This window comes from Pseudomonas sp. MLB6B (assembly GCF_054508135.1).
Genome location: NZ_CP199313.1, coordinates 2,729,938 through 2,745,380, shown reverse-complemented (window position 1 = coordinate 2,745,380; position 15,443 = coordinate 2,729,938). Strand labels below are relative to the sequence as shown.

At 62.9% G+C, this 15,443-nt stretch carries 17 protein-coding genes and 2 tRNA genes; 9 read left to right on the top strand and 10 right to left on the bottom strand.

From position 1 onward, the window contains the following. The first annotated feature begins 9 nt into the window (after positions 1-9). The 5 genes from ACSMEV_RS12250 (at position 10) to ACSMEV_RS12230 (ending at position 2,779) form a co-directional block, all read left to right on the top strand. Positions 10-495 (top strand): flavin reductase family protein, encoded by a 486-nt coding sequence (locus ACSMEV_RS12250; protein ID WP_296267543.1) that lies wholly within the window; start codon positions 10-12, stop codon positions 493-495. A 96-nt stretch (positions 496-591) separates the two neighbouring features. After that, entirely contained in the window at positions 592-981 is a 390-nt protein-coding gene (locus tag ACSMEV_RS12245; protein WP_459205390.1) for a carboxymuconolactone decarboxylase family protein, read from the top strand. Positions 982-1,069: 88 nt separating this feature from the next. Further along, positions 1,070-1,822: a GntR family transcriptional regulator gene (locus ACSMEV_RS12240; RefSeq protein ID WP_459205389.1), complete on the top strand. Its 753-nt coding sequence runs from the start codon at positions 1,070-1,072 to the stop codon at positions 1,820-1,822. A 1-nt stretch (position 1,823) separates the two neighbouring features. After that, on the top strand, positions 1,824-2,384 hold the full coding sequence (locus ACSMEV_RS12235; protein ID WP_459205388.1) for an NUDIX hydrolase: 561 nt from the start codon (positions 1,824-1,826) through the stop codon (positions 2,382-2,384). Positions 2,385-2,536: 152 nt separating this feature from the next. Beyond that, positions 2,537-2,779 (top strand): DUF1654 domain-containing protein, encoded by a 243-nt coding sequence (locus ACSMEV_RS12230; protein WP_459205387.1) that lies wholly within the window; start codon positions 2,537-2,539, stop codon positions 2,777-2,779. A gap of 17 nt (positions 2,780-2,796) precedes the next feature. Here the strand turns inward: ACSMEV_RS12230 and ACSMEV_RS12225 are convergent, their stop codons facing one another. From ACSMEV_RS12225 to ACSMEV_RS12210, 4 genes are all read right to left on the bottom strand, one after another. Next, positions 2,797-3,222, bottom strand: coding sequence for a GTP pyrophosphokinase (locus ACSMEV_RS12225; RefSeq protein ID WP_459205386.1), 426 nt, complete (start codon positions 3,220-3,222; stop codon positions 2,797-2,799). Positions 3,223-3,310: 88 nt separating this feature from the next. Beyond that, positions 3,311-3,880: an SPOR domain-containing protein gene (locus tag ACSMEV_RS12220; RefSeq protein WP_459205385.1), complete on the bottom strand. Its 570-nt coding sequence runs from the start codon at positions 3,878-3,880 to the stop codon at positions 3,311-3,313. 208 nt (positions 3,881-4,088) lie between these two features. After that, positions 4,089-4,165 (bottom strand) — tRNA-Val (locus ACSMEV_RS12215). A gap of 173 nt (positions 4,166-4,338) precedes the next feature. After that, positions 4,339-4,415 (bottom strand) — tRNA-Val (locus ACSMEV_RS12210). Positions 4,416-4,615: 200 nt separating this feature from the next. Here ACSMEV_RS12210 and ACSMEV_RS12205 point away from each other — a divergent pair. Continuing rightward, positions 4,616-5,899 (top strand): NAD(P)/FAD-dependent oxidoreductase, encoded by a 1,284-nt coding sequence (locus ACSMEV_RS12205; protein WP_459205384.1) that lies wholly within the window; start codon positions 4,616-4,618, stop codon positions 5,897-5,899. A 39-nt stretch (positions 5,900-5,938) separates the two neighbouring features. Here ACSMEV_RS12205 and ACSMEV_RS12200 read toward each other — a convergent pair whose 3' ends face one another. Together ACSMEV_RS12200 and ACSMEV_RS12195 are read right to left on the bottom strand one after the other, a co-directional pair. Next, complete coding sequence (locus ACSMEV_RS12200; protein ID WP_459205383.1) at positions 5,939-6,679, bottom strand: peptidase C39 family protein; 741 nt, start codon at positions 6,677-6,679, stop codon at positions 5,939-5,941. Between the two features lie 332 nt (positions 6,680-7,011). Next, on the bottom strand, positions 7,012-7,764 hold the full coding sequence (locus tag ACSMEV_RS12195; protein WP_459205382.1) for a TerC family protein: 753 nt from the start codon (positions 7,762-7,764) through the stop codon (positions 7,012-7,014). Between the two features lie 132 nt (positions 7,765-7,896). Here ACSMEV_RS12195 and nhaR point away from each other — a divergent pair, with 132 nt between their 5' ends. The 3 genes from nhaR (at position 7,897) to ACSMEV_RS12180 (ending at position 10,827) form a co-directional block, all read left to right on the top strand. After that, a complete protein-coding gene (gene nhaR / locus ACSMEV_RS12190) occupies positions 7,897-8,805 on the top strand; it encodes a transcriptional activator NhaR (protein ID WP_459208334.1) in 909 nt (302 codons plus the stop codon). Between the two features lie 58 nt (positions 8,806-8,863). Then, positions 8,864-10,075: a serine/threonine transporter SstT gene (sstT, locus tag ACSMEV_RS12185; protein WP_459205381.1), complete on the top strand. Its 1,212-nt coding sequence runs from the start codon at positions 8,864-8,866 to the stop codon at positions 10,073-10,075. 101 nt (positions 10,076-10,176) lie between these two features. Then, positions 10,177-10,827, top strand: a complete 651-nt coding sequence (locus ACSMEV_RS12180) for a YceH family protein (protein ID WP_459205380.1) — start codon at positions 10,177-10,179, stop codon at positions 10,825-10,827. On the opposite strand, the gene ACSMEV_RS12175 is transcribed toward ACSMEV_RS12180, so the two are convergent. The 4 genes from ACSMEV_RS12175 to gnd all read right to left on the bottom strand — a co-directional run bounded on the left by ACSMEV_RS12175 (position 10,810) and on the right by gnd (position 15,429). Further along, the gene (locus ACSMEV_RS12175) at positions 10,810-11,022 is read right to left on the bottom strand and encodes a hypothetical protein (RefSeq protein ID WP_296267519.1); all 213 of its coding nucleotides are present in this window, start codon (positions 11,020-11,022) and stop codon (positions 10,810-10,812) included. The two genes, ACSMEV_RS12180 and ACSMEV_RS12175, sit on opposite strands and share 18 nt — an antisense overlap. 60 nt (positions 11,023-11,082) lie before the next feature. Further along, positions 11,083-12,879, bottom strand: a complete 1,797-nt coding sequence (locus tag ACSMEV_RS12170; protein ID WP_459205379.1) for a glycoside hydrolase family 15 protein — start codon at positions 12,877-12,879, stop codon at positions 11,083-11,085. A gap of 64 nt (positions 12,880-12,943) precedes the next feature. Further along, entirely contained in the window at positions 12,944-14,449 is a 1,506-nt protein-coding gene (gene zwf / locus ACSMEV_RS12165; protein ID WP_459205378.1) for a glucose-6-phosphate dehydrogenase, read from the bottom strand. Next, positions 14,446-15,429, bottom strand: coding sequence for a phosphogluconate dehydrogenase (NAD(+)-dependent, decarboxylating) (gnd, locus tag ACSMEV_RS12160; protein ID WP_459205377.1), 984 nt, complete (start codon positions 15,427-15,429; stop codon positions 14,446-14,448). Before gnd ends, zwf begins: the two co-directional genes overlap by 4 nt. Positions 15,430-15,443 lie beyond the last annotated feature (14 nt).

The window sequence follows — 15,443 nt, the reverse complement described above, 5'->3', positions numbered from 1 at the left end:
AACGCCAAGATGATCGAACCTGGCATCTATAAAGAGGTGATGGGCTCCTTCCCGTCCGGTGTCACGGTGGTCACCACCCTGGATGCCGAAGGCGGCATCGTCGGCATCACCGCCAGCGCGTTCAGCGCGCTGTCGATCGATCCGGCGCTGGTGCTGTTCTGCCCCAACTATGCGTCGGACACCTATCCGATTCTGCGCGACAGCAAGAAATTCGCGATCCATCTGCTGTCGGCCGAGCAGACTGCGGCGGCCTATGCTTTTGCCAGCAAGGGCAAGGACAAAGCCAAAGACATCGAATGGCACCTGAGCGAACTGGGCAACCCATTGCTGCCCAGGGCCACCGCAGTGATCGAGTGCGAGTTGTGGCGCGAATACGACGGTGGCGACCACGCCATCATCGTTGGTGCGGTGAAGAACCTCATTCTGCCGGCCGAACCGCTGACGCCGATGGTGTACCACCGCGGCAAGCTCGGCGCGCTGCCGGCACTGGGCTGATCGACTGGTCGCGGTGGCTCGGCCGACCGCACACTGTTTAGGGGGCTACGCGACTCACCCTCGGTCGTGGCCCCCGTTTTTATTTCGGAGCGCTGCATGAGCAACGAAAAGTACGAAAAAGGCTTGGAAATCCGTACCCAGGTCTTGGGCGAAGACTACGTCAACCGCTCGATCCAGAACGCCGACGAGTTCACCAAGCCCTTGCAGGAACTGGTGACCGAATACTGCTGGGGTCATGTGTGGGGCCGGGATGGTTTGTCGCTCAAAGAGCGCAGCATGATAAACTTGGCCATGATTTCCGCGCTCAATCGCCCTCACGAACTCAAGCTGCACATCCGTGGCGCGCTGCGCAACGGCCTGAGCCGTGAACAGATTCGCGAGATCCTGCTGCAGGTCGGCATCTACTGTGGCGTCCCGGCAGCGGTAGACAGCTTCCGCCTGGCCCGTGAGGCGTTCGCCGAAGCCGACGCGGAGTCAACCCGATAACAACGGGCTGTTTGAACCACTGCGGGAAGCACTCGGTGCCTGGGTGCTCTCGCGATGTTGGCGCACAGCCTCTATTAGAGCGCACCTGATGAAACGCCAGCCCCTCGACGACAGCTTCAAGGTCAACCGCAATCCCGTCACCCTACGCGAAATCGTGCTCGACAAGCTGCGCGGCGCGATCATGAACTTCCACCTGCTGCCCGGCGACCGCCTGGTCGAACGCGACCTCTGCGACCGCCTTGGCGTCAGCCGCACTTCGGTGCGTGAGGCGCTGCGACACCTGGAGTCCGAAGGGCTGGTGGAGTTCGCCGATGCCAAGGGGCCGCGCGTTGCCATCATCACCCTGGAAGACGCGCGCGACATCTACGAGCTGCGCTGCGTACTCGAAGGGCTGATCGTGCAGCTGTTCACCCTCAACGCCAAGAGCAAGGACATCCGTGCGCTGGAGCGCGCCCTGGAAGAGAACCGCGAATCGCTGGAACAGGGCGAGCTGCAGCAGGTGCTCGACTCGGTGCAAGGCTTCTACGACGTACTTCTGGAGGGCTCCGGCAACCGTGTTGCCGCCCAGCAACTGCGTCAGTTGCAGGCGCGCATCAGCTACTTGCGCGCTACCTCTGTTTCGCAAAAGAACCGCCGCGGCGCCAGTAACCACGAGATGGAAAAAATCGTCGAGGCGATCAAGAGCGGCGATCCGCAGGCCGCCCACCAGGCGTCGGTCGACCATGTGCGCGCCGCCGCCAAGGTCGCCCTGGACTACCTGCGGCAGAAACAGGACGACGCAACCCCACTGCGCGCGATCGCCGAACCCTTGACCGTCAAGGACCCTCGCATAGGCCGCTGACATGCCCAACGCGCTGCGTTTCTGCCCTCTTTGCACCCAGGCGCTCACCCAGGGCATGCCGCCCGGCGACACGCACGAGCGGCTGTACTGCGCTTGCGGCTACATCCATTACGTGAACCCCAAGATCATCGCCGGCTGCATCATCGAGCGCGATGGCAAGTACCTGCTCTGCCAGCGCGCCATCCCGCCGCGACCGGGCACCTGGACATTGCCGGCCGGGTTCATGGAAGCGGGTGAGACCACCGAAGAAGCTGCCTTGCGCGAGGTCTGGGAAGAGACGGGCGTACGGGCCGAGATCGTCTCGCCCTATTCGATCTTCAGCGTGCCGAAAATCAGCGAGGTGTACATCATCTTCCGTGCGATGGCCGCCGAGGAAACTGGACGGTATGGGCCGGAAACGCTCGATTACCGTTTCTTCGAGCCAAGTGAAATTCCTTGGGACGAGATCTACTACCCCGCTATCCGGCAGATTCTGGAACGCTACATTCTCGAGCGCCAAGCGGGGGTGTATGGCATGTACATGGGTAACGACGACAGCGGCAAAGTGCATTTCATGCGTTGAGGGCGGCGACGACATTCCGCCCCATCGGCAAAGACCTGTCTTGTTTTTCAACACAACCAACGCGAAAAACCGCGAACCGGCCCATCTGTAGGCTTGCGCAACCTCGTGGGCTCAAATACTGTACGCACATCCAGCCACCTAGGAAGCCTTCCATGGCCAGCACCGCGCCGCAGACGCCCAGCAGCTACGTCCAACTGGGCACTCGCATTCAAAAGATCATCAACGGCCCGACCGCACAGCGCAGCAAGGCGGCTTTGATCTACCGGCTGCCCGACGAATCGTCAAAGGACTGGGAAACCCTGCTCGAGGAAATCGCGGAAAACGACAATGTCACCCTCGCCCACCGCGACGACGGTGGCGTGCAGGTATTCTGGACGGTACCCAAGGACGACTGAATCCCAATGCGCTCGCGCTACGTCAGCGCTTGCAGATAGGCACTGGCCCGATGGTAGCGATGCAGCCGCTGCAAGTCGGCTGGGGTAGGCTCGGAAATGCGCGTCATATCGCTGTTGTCGGCAAGATCGGCCAGCTTGACCGTCCGCGCCAGAGGATCACTGCCCAGGCGCACGACAAAGTCTTCGTAGGGCTCGCCAATTCGCCGACTGAGCGCGAGCAGCGCGGCCAAGGTCTTGAGGTTGAAACCGTCGCGGACAAGATCGACCAGGCTCACTGTCGTATCCTCGAGCACATCGTGCAACACGGCGACGATGCGCTCCTCGGGCGTATGCACCTTCATCATGACCCGTAGCGGATGCAGAATATACGCGGCACCGCCCTTGTCGACCTGCCCGGCGTGGGCAATGGCCGCGATGACGATGGCCTTTTCCACTGTAGACATCAGGCCTCCCTTGCATGTGGCTGTGCATGTTCAAGCATAGCCGGGAGGACAGCCCGCGCGCGAGCCTCACACACCCCTCGCCAATCTTTCAGCGGTCGATACCGTGCTGGATGACCACCGAGTCGGTTCCCAGCCGCGCCATGACGTCTGCCTTGCGCGCCTCTGCCTCGGCCTTGCTCGGGAACGGCCCCATCAGCACCACCGGCTTACCCTCGCGGTACTCGACGGATGAAGGAATGCTTTTTTCCAGCAGCCGCGCCGTCATGTCGCTGACCGCGCCCATGTTCGCGCCCTGCACCACCTCCACATCCCAGCCATCGGGGGCCGGCTGGTCGGCCACGGCTTCGGCACGCCGCTGCAGTTGCGCACCGCCACACACTTCACGGATTTGCAGGTTGTCACCCGAGTCGTCGACGATGATCCGGTACTGTCCGTCTTGCTTGATGGCGACGTAACTGCGGTAGGCCTCGTACTGGCCTTGGTCGTCCTTGCCGCGGAACTGCCCGCAGATGGTGCCTTGGGTATCGATTCGCACGTTGGCGAATTTGGCCGTCTTGGGATTGCTGAGGTGTTCGGCCACTTGCTTGTGCACGCCTTCGACTTCATTGTCACAGCCGACCAAGGCCATCGCCGCCATTACCACTGCCAGTTTGCGCACGCGTCTATCTCCCGTTTCGAAGGGTTCGATTCTAGCATGGGGAACCTTGGCCGCCGGATACATGGGCAGGGTCGGGGAGCCGCCGGGGACGCGGCTTGCGACATCGCGCGACACAATGCCGCGGCTCGAACACGTTGAATAGCTGGAACGAAAAAAGGGCGACCCTTGCGGGTCGCCCTTCTTGCTGCCCGCAGAGCGGGACTTTATTTGGTAGGCACAATTGGATTCGAACCAACGACCCCCACCATGTCAAGGTGGTGCTCTAACCAACTGAGCTATGTGCCTGTCGTGTGGGGCGCATAATAGAGGGCAGTTGCTCCCCTGTAAAGCGCTTTTCTTCAAATTAATCAAAAATTTGCGTGGCTCGCCTTCGATACCTTGGGTGTGCCCCAAAAGGCTTTCGCGCAGAACCTGAATGCAAAAAGGGCGACCCCTGAGGGTCGCCCTTTTCGTCGATTTGGTAGGCACAATTGGATTCGAACCAACGACCCCCACCATGTCAAGGTGGTGCTCTAACCAACTGAGCTATGTGCCTGTCGTGTGGGGCGCATTCTACGTGATCGCAAACCACTGTCAACTATTTTTTGCGCTAACTTCCTGAATCCTAATCAGTTTATGGCTTTGCACGGTGCGTGCGCGGGCAAGTGTTTTTTCGGCTGCAGCTAGCGGGTGTTTATTATTATTGATAGCATGCGCCCAACCGTTAAAAATATAAAACACGAGGTTTATCCCGTCATGGCTAACACTCCCTACCCGCAGTCCTACTATGCCGCCTCGGCCAACGCGGTACCGCAGCGTCCGGCGCTACAGGGTGAAGTGGAAACCGACGTCTGCATCATCGGAGCCGGTTACACCGGGCTTTCCAGTGCCCTGTTCCTGCTCGAGAACGGTTTCAAGGTCAGTATCGTCGAGGCTGCTAAAGTAGGCTTCGGCGCTTCTGGGCGCAACGGTGGGCAAATCGTCAACAGCTATAGCCGCGACATCGACGTGATCGAGCGCAGCGTTGGCCAGCAACAGGCACAGTTGCTGGGGCAGATGGCATTCGAAGGCGGCCGTATCATTCGTGAACGCGTGGCCACTTATGGCATCGACTGTGCGCTCAAGGACGGCGGCGTGTTCGCAGCCCTCAAGCCCAAGCAGATGGATCACCTGGAGTCACAGAAGCGCCTCTGGGAACGTTACGGCCATACCCAGCTCGAATTGCTGGACCAGACGCGCATCCGCGAAGTGGTGGGCTGCGAAAACTATATCGGCGGTTTGCTCGACATGAGCGGCGGCCATATCCATCCCCTCAATCTGGCTTTGGGCGAAGCGGCGGCCGTGGAATCGCTCGGCGGCGTCATTTACGAGCAATCACCAGCAATCCGCATCGAGCGCGGTGCCAATCCGGTGGTGCACACCCCGCAAGGCAAGGTTCGCAGCAAATTCATCATCGTTGCCGGCAACGCCTATCTGGGCAACCTGGTCCCGGAGCTTGCCGCCAAGTCCATGCCATGCGGCACTCAGGTCATCGCCACCGAGCCGCTGAGCGACGAACTGGCCCGTAGCCTGCTGCCGCAAGACTACTGCGTGGAAGACTGCAACTACCTGCTCGACTACTACCGTCTTACCGAAGACAAGCGCCTGATCTTCGGCGGTGGCGTGGTGTACGGTGCCCGCGACCCCGAGAATATCGAAGCGATCATCCGTCCCAAGCTGCTCAAGGCATTTCCGCAACTCAAGGATGTGAAGATCGATTACGCCTGGACCGGCAATTTCCTGCTGACGCTGTCGCGCTTGCCGCAGGTGGGCCGCATTGGCGACAGCATCTATTACTCGCAAGGCTGCTCCGGCCACGGCGTCACCTATACCCATCTGGCCGGCAAGGTGCTGGCCGAGGCATTGCGTGGTCAGGCCGAGCGTTTCGATGCCTTTGCCGGCCTGCCGCACTACCCCTTCCCTGGCGGGCAGTTGCTGCGCGTGCCGTTCAGCGCCTTGGGCGCCTGGTATTACAGCCTGCGCGACAAGCTCGGCTTCTGAGACAGGTGCGGGCCCCTCGCCCGCCCCCCTTCACACGCCTCATTCCTGCAAACGGCCGACCGCCTGACGCGCCGCCACTTCCTGGCCATCGCGTGCCAAGGCTTCAGCCGCCCGTAGCCAACGCTCGCGGTCGACCTGGGCAGGCAACCGCTGCGGCGGCTGAATCAGCACGGCCCAACTACCCTGCTCCGCCCAAGCCTGCTCGAACGCTTTGAAGTCCATCGGCAGCCGCCGGCTCATGCCTGCGCGCAACAGCACCTGTCGTTTGTAGCGATCGTAGCCGACCAGCACCGCATAGCGCGGCTCGGCCCAGAAGCTCGAACCCTCCTGGTAGCGCAGCAGCACCGGATCGCCCGCTGCCACCTGTCGCAGCAAAGCGTCCAAGCGCTTGTCCAGAGGGTACACGACCATGCCGTACTCATGGGCAACACGCGGAATCGAGGTCTCCAACCGATCCGCATCTTGGGGCAAGCGCAGCGGGCCGTCGAGCAGGCCCGGGGTGATGTTCACCCCTTGTTGCGAAAGCATGGCCGCCAGCGCCAACGCTCCGCCATGGTGGGCATTGCCGCGAAAAAACGGCACGCTGCTGATTTCGACCCGCTGCGCCAGGTCTTTGGGCAGGGCCTCCGGCGTTCCGGCGCAGCCGCTCAGACCGATCAGCAACGCACCCGCGACCAGCCAACGGCGTCCAATGGAACTGCGCAAAGGGGAAGAATGCTGCGACATGGGTTCTCGCTTGTCGTGGCCAAGCGGACGACGCCTGGCATGACCCACGATCATAGGCCGCGTATTGCACGCGGTACAGCGCGGCGCGAGTCGTCGAAGCTGGACCGAAGGGCATTGAGCCCTATCGACTTGCAGCTAGACTTGAGTTCGTATCCACCACCCAATCATGCGTGCCTGGGGAAGGAGCCGATCATGAGTCTGACGATGGCGATACTCATGCTGATAGCCATGTGGGCCAGCGTGGCCCTGGCAATGTTATGGGGGGTGATGCGCATTCTGCGCCGCCACGCTTCCCTGCCACCCCCCAGGAAACCGCGCGGCAACTTGCGCAAAGCTTCCCCGCACTGACCACCAGAGCCTCTCGGCCCGAGGGTTTGGCTTGTCCGTCAGTCCCCAGTCGCGTTGCGCTTGGTCCGGGCACGACGCGAGAGGATGTTCAGCACCTCGATCAAGGTCGAGAACGCCATCGCCGCATACACATAGCCTTTAGGCACATGCGCACCGAAGCCTTCGGCGATCAGGGTCATGCCGATCATGATCAGGAAGCCCAGCGCCAGCATGACCACGGTCGGGTTGTCGTTGATGAACTTGGCCAGCGGATCGGCCGCCACCAGCATCACCACCACGGCACTGATCACGGCGATGATCATGATCGGCAAGTGCTCGGTCATGCCCACGGCAGTGATGATGCTGTCGATGGAAAAGACGATGTCGAGGATCAAGATCTGCACGATCGCCGCCGAAAAGCCCAGCGTCACGGTAGCGCCGGCCTTGGCCTCTTCCTTGGAGCCATGCGGATCGACGCTTTCGTGGATCTCCTTGGTCGCCTTCCACAACAGGAACAGGCCACCGGCGATCAGGATCATGTCCTTCCAGGAGAACGCATGGCCGAACACTTCGAACACCGGTTCGGTCAACTGCACGATCCAGGCGACGGTGCTGAGCAGCGCCAAGCGCATGACCAATGCCATGCTGATCCCGATGCGCCGGGCTTTGGAACGGTGCTGCTCCGGCAGCTTGTTGGTGAGAATCGAAATGAAGATCAGGTTGTCGATACCCAGGACGACTTCCATCGCCACCAGCGTGGCCAGCGCCACCCAGGCAGTAGGGTTCGAAGCGAGTTGCAATAGGTAGTCCATGGGTCGAATCTCTGCGAAGGTCGTTGAGGCGCGCTAGGCGCGGGATCGCGCACAGAGTAGACAAGGCGAAACATCAGGAAAATTCGTTTTTTCACCAGGTATACTTCGCTTTTCTCGAACCAAATGTTTCAGATGCTCAACTATCGCCAATTGCACTATTTCTGGGTCACTGCCAAGACCGGCAGCATCGCTCGCGCCAGCGAACAGCTGAACCTCACGCCCCAGACCGTCAGCGGACAAATCGGCCTGTTCGAGCAGACCCATGGCATCGAACTGTTCCAGCGTGTGGGTCGCCAACTCGAACTGACCGAAAGCGGCCGTCGCACGCTCGAGTACGCCGAGCAGATGTTTCAGATCGCCAGCGAACTGGAAGGTGTGCTGCGAGCCGCGCCCGACCGGCAACAAGTGCTGTTTCGCGTGGGCGTGGCCGACGTGGTGCCCAAGTCCATCGTCTACCGCCTGCTGGCACCAGCCATGGAACGGGATCGGGCGCTGCGCATCAGTTGCCGCGAAGACAAGCTCGAACGCTTGCTCGCCGACCTTGCCGTCCAACGGCTGGACTTGGTGATTTCCGACCGCCCCATGCCCAACCATCTCGATATTAAGGGCCACAGCCAGAAACTAGGGGAGTCGGGCCTGAGCTTCTTCGCGACGCCAGCCCTCGCCGGCCAGCTTGCCTGGCCTTTCCCCGCCTGCCTGGACAACGCTCCGTTGCTGATCCCCGGGCAGGACAGCATGCTGCGCAGCCGCTTGCTGCGCTGGCTCGCCGAGCAACGGGTGCACCCCAGGATCGTCGGCGAGTTCGACGACAGCGCCCTGATGCAGGCCTTCGGCCAGTCCGGCAGTGGCCTGTTCGTCGCGCCCAGCGTGATCGCAGAAGAGGTCTGCCGGCAATGCGCCGTGGAGCAGATCGGCCACACCGACGCGGTGACCGAGGCGTTCTATGCCATTTCCGTCGAGCGCAAGGTCAAGCATCCGGGCATTGTGGCGATCACCCAAGGCGCGCGGCGCGAGCTGTTCAACGGGTGCCCGGAGGTCTGACCGGGACGAGAACGTCTATGGTAGAGTCCGCCGCTCACTTTCCGAGGCTTCGCTGTATATGTCCGCCGTTCTTCGCCTGCTCACCCGTACCAGCCTGGTCATCCAGATCGTCATCGGCCTGGTCGCCGGTATTCTCCTGGCTGTCCTGGCGCCCAGCGTCGCGACCAGCCTGACGCTGCTGGGTAGCCTGTTCGTGACGGCGCTCAAGGCCGTGGCGCCGATCCTGGTCTTCGTGCTGGTGATCGCATCGATCGCCAACCATCAGCAGGGGCAGCAGACGCACATCCGCCCGATCCTCTGGCTCTATTTGTTCGGCACCTTCGCTGCCGCCGCGCTGGCCGTGGTGGCGAGCATGCAGTTCCCATCGACGTTGGTGCTCGATACCGCGCAAATCGACATGAGCCCGCCCGGTGGCATCGGCGAAGTCCTGCAGGGGCTGGTATTGAGCGCGGTCCAGAACCCGGTCAAGGCGCTGGCCGAAGCCAACTTCATCGGCATCCTCACCTGGGCGATCGGCTTGGGCATGCTGCTGCGCAAGGCTGGCAAAGCGACCCGGGGGTTGACCGAAGACCTGGCCACGGCGGTGACCGACCTGGTGCGCGTGGTCATCCGCTTTGCGCCCCTGGGGATCTTCGGCCTGGTCGCCTCGACCTTGGCCCAGGCTGGTCTGCAAGCCTTGCTGGGCTACCTGCACCTGCTGGCGGTACTGATAGGCTGCATGCTCGCGATCGCGCTGGTGATCAACCCACTGATCGTGTTCTGCATGATCCGCCGCAACCCCTACCCCCTGGTATTGATGTGCCTGCGCGAAAGTGGCATCACCGCGTTCTTCACCCGCAGTTCGGCGGCGAACATCCCGGTCAACCTGGCGTTGTCGGAAAAGCTCGGCCTGCATGAAGACACCTATTCGGTGTCGATCCCGCTGGGCGCGACCATCAACATGGCCGGCGCAGCGATCACCATCACCGTGTTGACCTTGGCCGCCGTACACACCCTGGGCATCACGGTGGACCTGCCCACGGCGCTGCTGCTCAGCGTGGTGGCGTCGATCTGCGCCTGTGGCGCATCGGGCGTGGCCGGCGGTTCGTTGCTGTTGATTCCGCTGGCCTGCGGGCTGTTCGGCATTCCCAGCGAAGTCGCCATGCAGGTGGTTGCCGTCGGCTTCATCATCGGTGTGGTGCAGGATTCGGCGGAAACCGCGCTGAACTCCTCGACCGACGTGCTGTTCACCGCCGCCGCATGCGAAGCCATGGAGCGACGCAGCGCCTGACCCATTGCGGCCAGCCCATGTTGGCCGCCCCTGGGGAACGATTGCCTCAGCCCCTCACACCCCCTACGCTAATGGCCTTTTCATTGCATCGAGACAAGGCCATGTCAGAACAGCAAAGCGCTGGCGAAGCACGTTTGAACGACGTCGAGGTGCGCATCCTCGGCGCCTTGATCGAAAAGCAGGCCACCAGCCCGGAAAGCTACCCCTTGACGCTCAACGCGCTGGTCGTCGCCTGCAACCAGAAGACCAGCCGAGAACCGGTGATGAACCTCTCGGCCGGTCAGGTCGGGCAAGCGCTGCGCGCGCTGGAAGCGCAGGACATGGCCCGCTTGCAGATGGGCAACCGCGCCGACCGCTGGGAGCATCGTCTGGACAAGGCGCTGGAACTGGTCCCAGCACAGCGTGTGCTGCTCGGTTTGTTGTTCCTGCGCGGCCCGCAGACGTTGAGCGAGTTGCTGACCCGCAGCCAGCGTTTGCACGCCTTCGAAGACCTGGACCAGGTCCAGCATCAGCTCGAGCGCCTGGTGACCCGCGAACTCGCTCTGCACCTACCGCGCCAGTCGGGCCAGCGTGAAGACCGCTACACCCATGCGCTGGGCGACCCCGCACACATCGAAGCCACCCTCGCCGCCCGCCAGCACGGCACGAGCGATCAGCCGCGTGACGCCGGCAGCGCTTCCGAAGATCGCCTTGCAGCCTTGGAAGCACGCATTGCCGCATTGGAAGCGCGCTTGTCAGCGCTGGAAGACTGAGCCCGCTGGCGTGTCGGCATCGGGAAAGTGGCGGCAACTCTTGCGCTCGGCCAGCTCACGCGCGGTCGGGCGCTGGTCGACGAAGACCGTGCTGCCATCGGCATAGATTTCCAGATAACCCCAGTGCAGGTCCCGTTCTTGCTGACCGGGCTTGGGCGGCACGTGCCACCAAGGTTCGCGACTGATCAAACGCATCGGCAAGCTCCAAAGGAGGGAATGGCTTCACTATAGCCATCCCTCCCCATCTGCGAGCGACTACTCGCCGCCGCTGGCGCGGTCGCGCACCGGGCATTGCGCCCGGTACAGGTTCAGCGCAGTGTTGATCACCCCGATGTGGCTGAACGCCTGTGGGAAGTTGCCCAACATGCGCTGGCTTTGCGGATCGTATTGCTCGGCCAACAGGCCCACGTCGTTGGTCAAGTCCAGCAAGCGCTGGTACAACGCCTCGGCCTCGGCTTGGCGCCCGACCAGCACATAAACGTCGCACAGCCAGAACGTGCAGACCAGGAATGTCCCCTCGCCCGCCGTCAGGCCGTCGGTGCAGTTGTCGCTGTCGTAGCGCAGCACCAGACCTTCGTGCAGCAAGCGTTGCTCGATTTGTTCGAGGGTACGCAGGAAGCGCGGATCATCGGCCGGCAGGAACCCGGTCAGAGCGATTTGCAACAGACTGGCGTCCATCTCCCTGGATCCATAAGCCTGGACGAAATACTGCCCGCTTGGGTCCAGCCCTTGCTCGCACACCTCACGGTGTATCTGCTCGGCGACCTGCCGGTAATGCTGGCTCTGGCCGCTGTCCTCGCGCGTTTCGGCCAGGCTCGCAGCACGGTCGAAAGCCACCCAGGCCATGACCTTGGAATGCACGAAGTGTTGACGCCCACCGCGCACCTCCCAGATGCCCTCGTCCGGCTCGCGCCAGATGCTCTCAACGTACGGCAGGATCAAGCGCGCGATGGCTGCGCTGCGCGGATGACGCGGCAAACCGGCCTTGAGCGCCTGGCTCATGGCGTCGGCCACTTCGCCATAGATGTCGAGCTGGCGCTGATCGGCCGCAGCGTTGCCTACCCGTACGGGCTGCGAGTGCTCGTAACCGGCCAGCCATGGCAGCGTGTATTCCTGCAAGTCACGCTCGCCCGCCAGGCCGTACATGATCTGCATCTGCTCGGGGTTGCCGGCCACCGAGCGCATCAGCCATTCGCGCCAGGCCTGGGCTTCGTCGACGTAGCCCAGGTTCATGAAGGCGAGCAGCGTCATGGTGGCGTCGCGCAGCCAGCAGAAGCGATAGTCCCAATTGCGTTCGCCACCGATGCGTTCGGGCAACGAGGTGGTCACGGCCGCGACGATGCCGCCTGTAGGGGCGTAGGTCATGGCCTTGAGGGTGATCAGCGAACGACGAACCTGCGCGCTGTAGGCACCCACTTCCGGGCAACGGCCCGCGAAGGCCTGCCACTGATCGATGGTGTCCTTGAGCGCCTCGTCGGCATCGAACCCTGGCTGCACCGGCAGGTGCGAGCGCTGGTGGCGCAAGCTGAACACTTCCCGCGTGCCTTTGCCGACCCGGAAGCGTGCGACCGTGTGATGGTCCATGGCGTGGGTCGCGACCGTACTGCTGAGGATCACCCGGTCCGGTCCGGCCACGGCGCTCAAGGTCAAGGGGTCGAGTTTCTCGACCCAAGGCACGCTGCGGCCATAGTCGAAGCGCAACACCAGGTCCATCTCGAAATTGACCTCGCCGCTGAGGCCTTCGACGATGCGCACCACCGAATGGGTATCGTTGAGCGGCATCAGGTCGAGGACCCGTGCGCGCCCTGTGGCGGTGACGTAGAGCGTCTCCAGCACCAGGGTGTCTTCCAGGTAACGACGCTCGCTATGCTCGACGGTATCTGTCGGCGCAACGCGCCAGCGACCGTTCTCTTCGTTGCCCAGCAGGCTGGCGAACACGGCCGGCGCATCGAAGCGCGGCAGGCACAACCAGTCTAGCGAGCCGTTGCGGTTGACCAGCGCGGCGCTGCGGCAGTTACCGAGCAAGGCGTAGTCTTCGATCAGTGCGGGCATCGGGTGTCCTCAACAATACGGGTGGAAGTCGCTGCAGGCCGGTACCCAGGGTTTGGCTCGGCCGTCAGCCGAGCCCATGCCATTCGCGCTTGTCACGGGTCAGCAGTTCGTTGCCCGCTTCGGGGCCGTCCTCACCGGCTGGGTACTCGTGTACCTCGCCGCCGCTGACCCAGGCATCGAGGAACGGCTGCACCGCGCGCCAGCCGTTCTCGATGTTGTCCGCGCGCTGGAACAGCGTCTGGTCACCGGTCAGGCAGTCGTAGATGAGCGTTTCGTAGCCCGTAGCCGGGGTCATGTTGAAGAAGTCCTTGTAGGCGAACCCCAGCTCGACGTTCTGCGTGATCAGTTCCGGGCCGGGGCGCTTGGCCTGCAGGTCGAACCACATGCCTTCGTTCGGCTGGATCTGGATCTTCAAATAGTTGGGTTTGGGCCGCGCCAGAGCCGAATCGCGGAACTGTGCGTAGGGCGCCGGCTTGAAGCAGATGGCGATTTCGGTGTCGCGCACGCTCATGCGCTTGCCCGTACGCAGGTAGAACGGCACGCCGGCCCAGCGCCAGTTGTCGATCATCACCTTCAACGCCACGTAGGTTTCGGTCTGGCTGGCGGGGTCGACGTTGCCTTCCTGGCGATAGCCAGGCAAGTCATTGTCACCGCGCTTGCCCGCCGCGTACTGGCCGCGTACCGAGTTCTTCAACGCCAGCTTGCTCGACCATGGGCGGATGGCGCCAATGACCTTGGCCTTCTCGCCGCGTACGGCGTCGGCGCCGAAGGCAGCGGGCGGCTCCATGGCAACCATCGCCAGCAGCTGGAACAGGTGGTTGGGCACCATGTCGCGCAAGGCGCCGGTGCCGTCGTAGAACGCACCGCGGGTTTCGACCCCCACGGTTTCCGCTGCGGTGATCTGCACGTGGTCGATGTAGTGGTTGTTCCAGAACGACTCGAACAGGCCGTTGGAGAAGCGGCTGACCAGAATGTTCTGCACCGTTTCCTTACCCAGGTAATGGTCGATGCGGTAGATCTGCCGCTCGCTCATCACCTTGAGCAGGCAAGCGTTCAGCGCTTGGGCGCTGGCAAGGTCGGTGCCGAACGGCTTTTCGATCACGACGCGGCGAAAGCCGCCCGCGGATTCGTCCAGCAGGCCGGCCTCGCCCAGACGCTGCGCCACTTCCGGGAAGAAGCGCGGCGAAGTAGCCAGGTAGAAGATCGCGTTGCCGTGGTCGGTCTTGGCGATGCGCTCGCCGATGGCCTGGTAGGTGGCCATGTCGAGGAAATCGCCGGTCTGGTAGTCCAAGCGTTTGGCAAGACTTGCCCAGAGCTTCTCGTCGACGCTCTTGGGCGCACCTTCGCCGCCGGCGTCACGCTCGGCGAGGAAGTCATGCAGGCGCTCGCCGAACGCTTCGGCCGTGGACGCGTTGTGGTCCACACCGACGATACGCAGGTTGCGGTCCAGCAGACCGTCGCGGCTGAGGTTGTACAGCGCCGGCATCAGCAGGCGCTTGACCAGGTCGCCGCTGGCGCCGAAGAGGAACAGCGTGCAGGGCGGTGCGGCAGGCGTCTTCTGTGCGGTCATGGGCGTTTGTTCTCGACGTGGCCACCAAAGCCCAGACGCATGGCCGAGAGCACTTTGTCACCGAAGGTGCCCTGCTGCTGGCGCGAACGGAAGCGGGCGAACAGCGCGCTGGACAGCACCGGCACAGGCGTGGCCTGCTCGACGGCGGCATCGATGGTCCAACGTCCTTCGCCACTGTCGGACACCGAGCCGCTGAACTGCGACAGCTGCGGGTCGGCGACCATGGCGTCGGCGGTCAGGTCCAGCAGCCAGGACGTGATGACGCTGCCACGGCGCCACACTTCGGCGATCTCCGGCAGGTTGAGGTCGAAACGCTGGGCCTCGGGCAACTCGTCGCTGCCTTTGCTGCGCAGCAGGTCGAAGCCTTCGGCGTAGGCCTGCATCAAGCCGTACTCGATGCCATTGTGTACCATCTTCACGTAGTGGCCGGCACCGGGTGGGCCGGCGTGCAGATAGCCATGTTCGGCACGCTGGTGCTCGCCTTGCAGGCCATGGGTGCGAGGAATCTCGCCGACACCTGGGGCCAGGGCGCTGAACAGGGGCTCGAGGCGCTCGAAGACGTCCTTCTCGCCGCCGATCATCATGCAGTAGCCACGGTCCAGGCCCCATACGCCGCCGGACGTGCCGACATCCAGATAATGCATGCCCCGGCTCGCCAGCTCGACGGCGCGGCGCATGTCGTCTTTGTAGAAGGTGTTGCCACCGTCGATGATCGAGTCGCCGGGTTCGAGCAAATCGGCCAATTGCGCGATGGTCTGCTCGGTGGGGGCGCCAGCCGGCAGCATGACCCAGACGGCCCGCGGCGCTTGCAGTGCCTTGACCATTTCGGCCAGATCGTGAACGCCCGTGGCGCCCTCGCCAGCCAGCGTTTGTACGGCTTGAAGGTCACGGTCATGGGCCACGATCTGGTGGCCCGCACGCATCAAGCGTCGTGCAATGTTGCCGCCCATGCGGCCAAGACCGACGATTCCTAATTGCATGTGCCGGTGCTCCT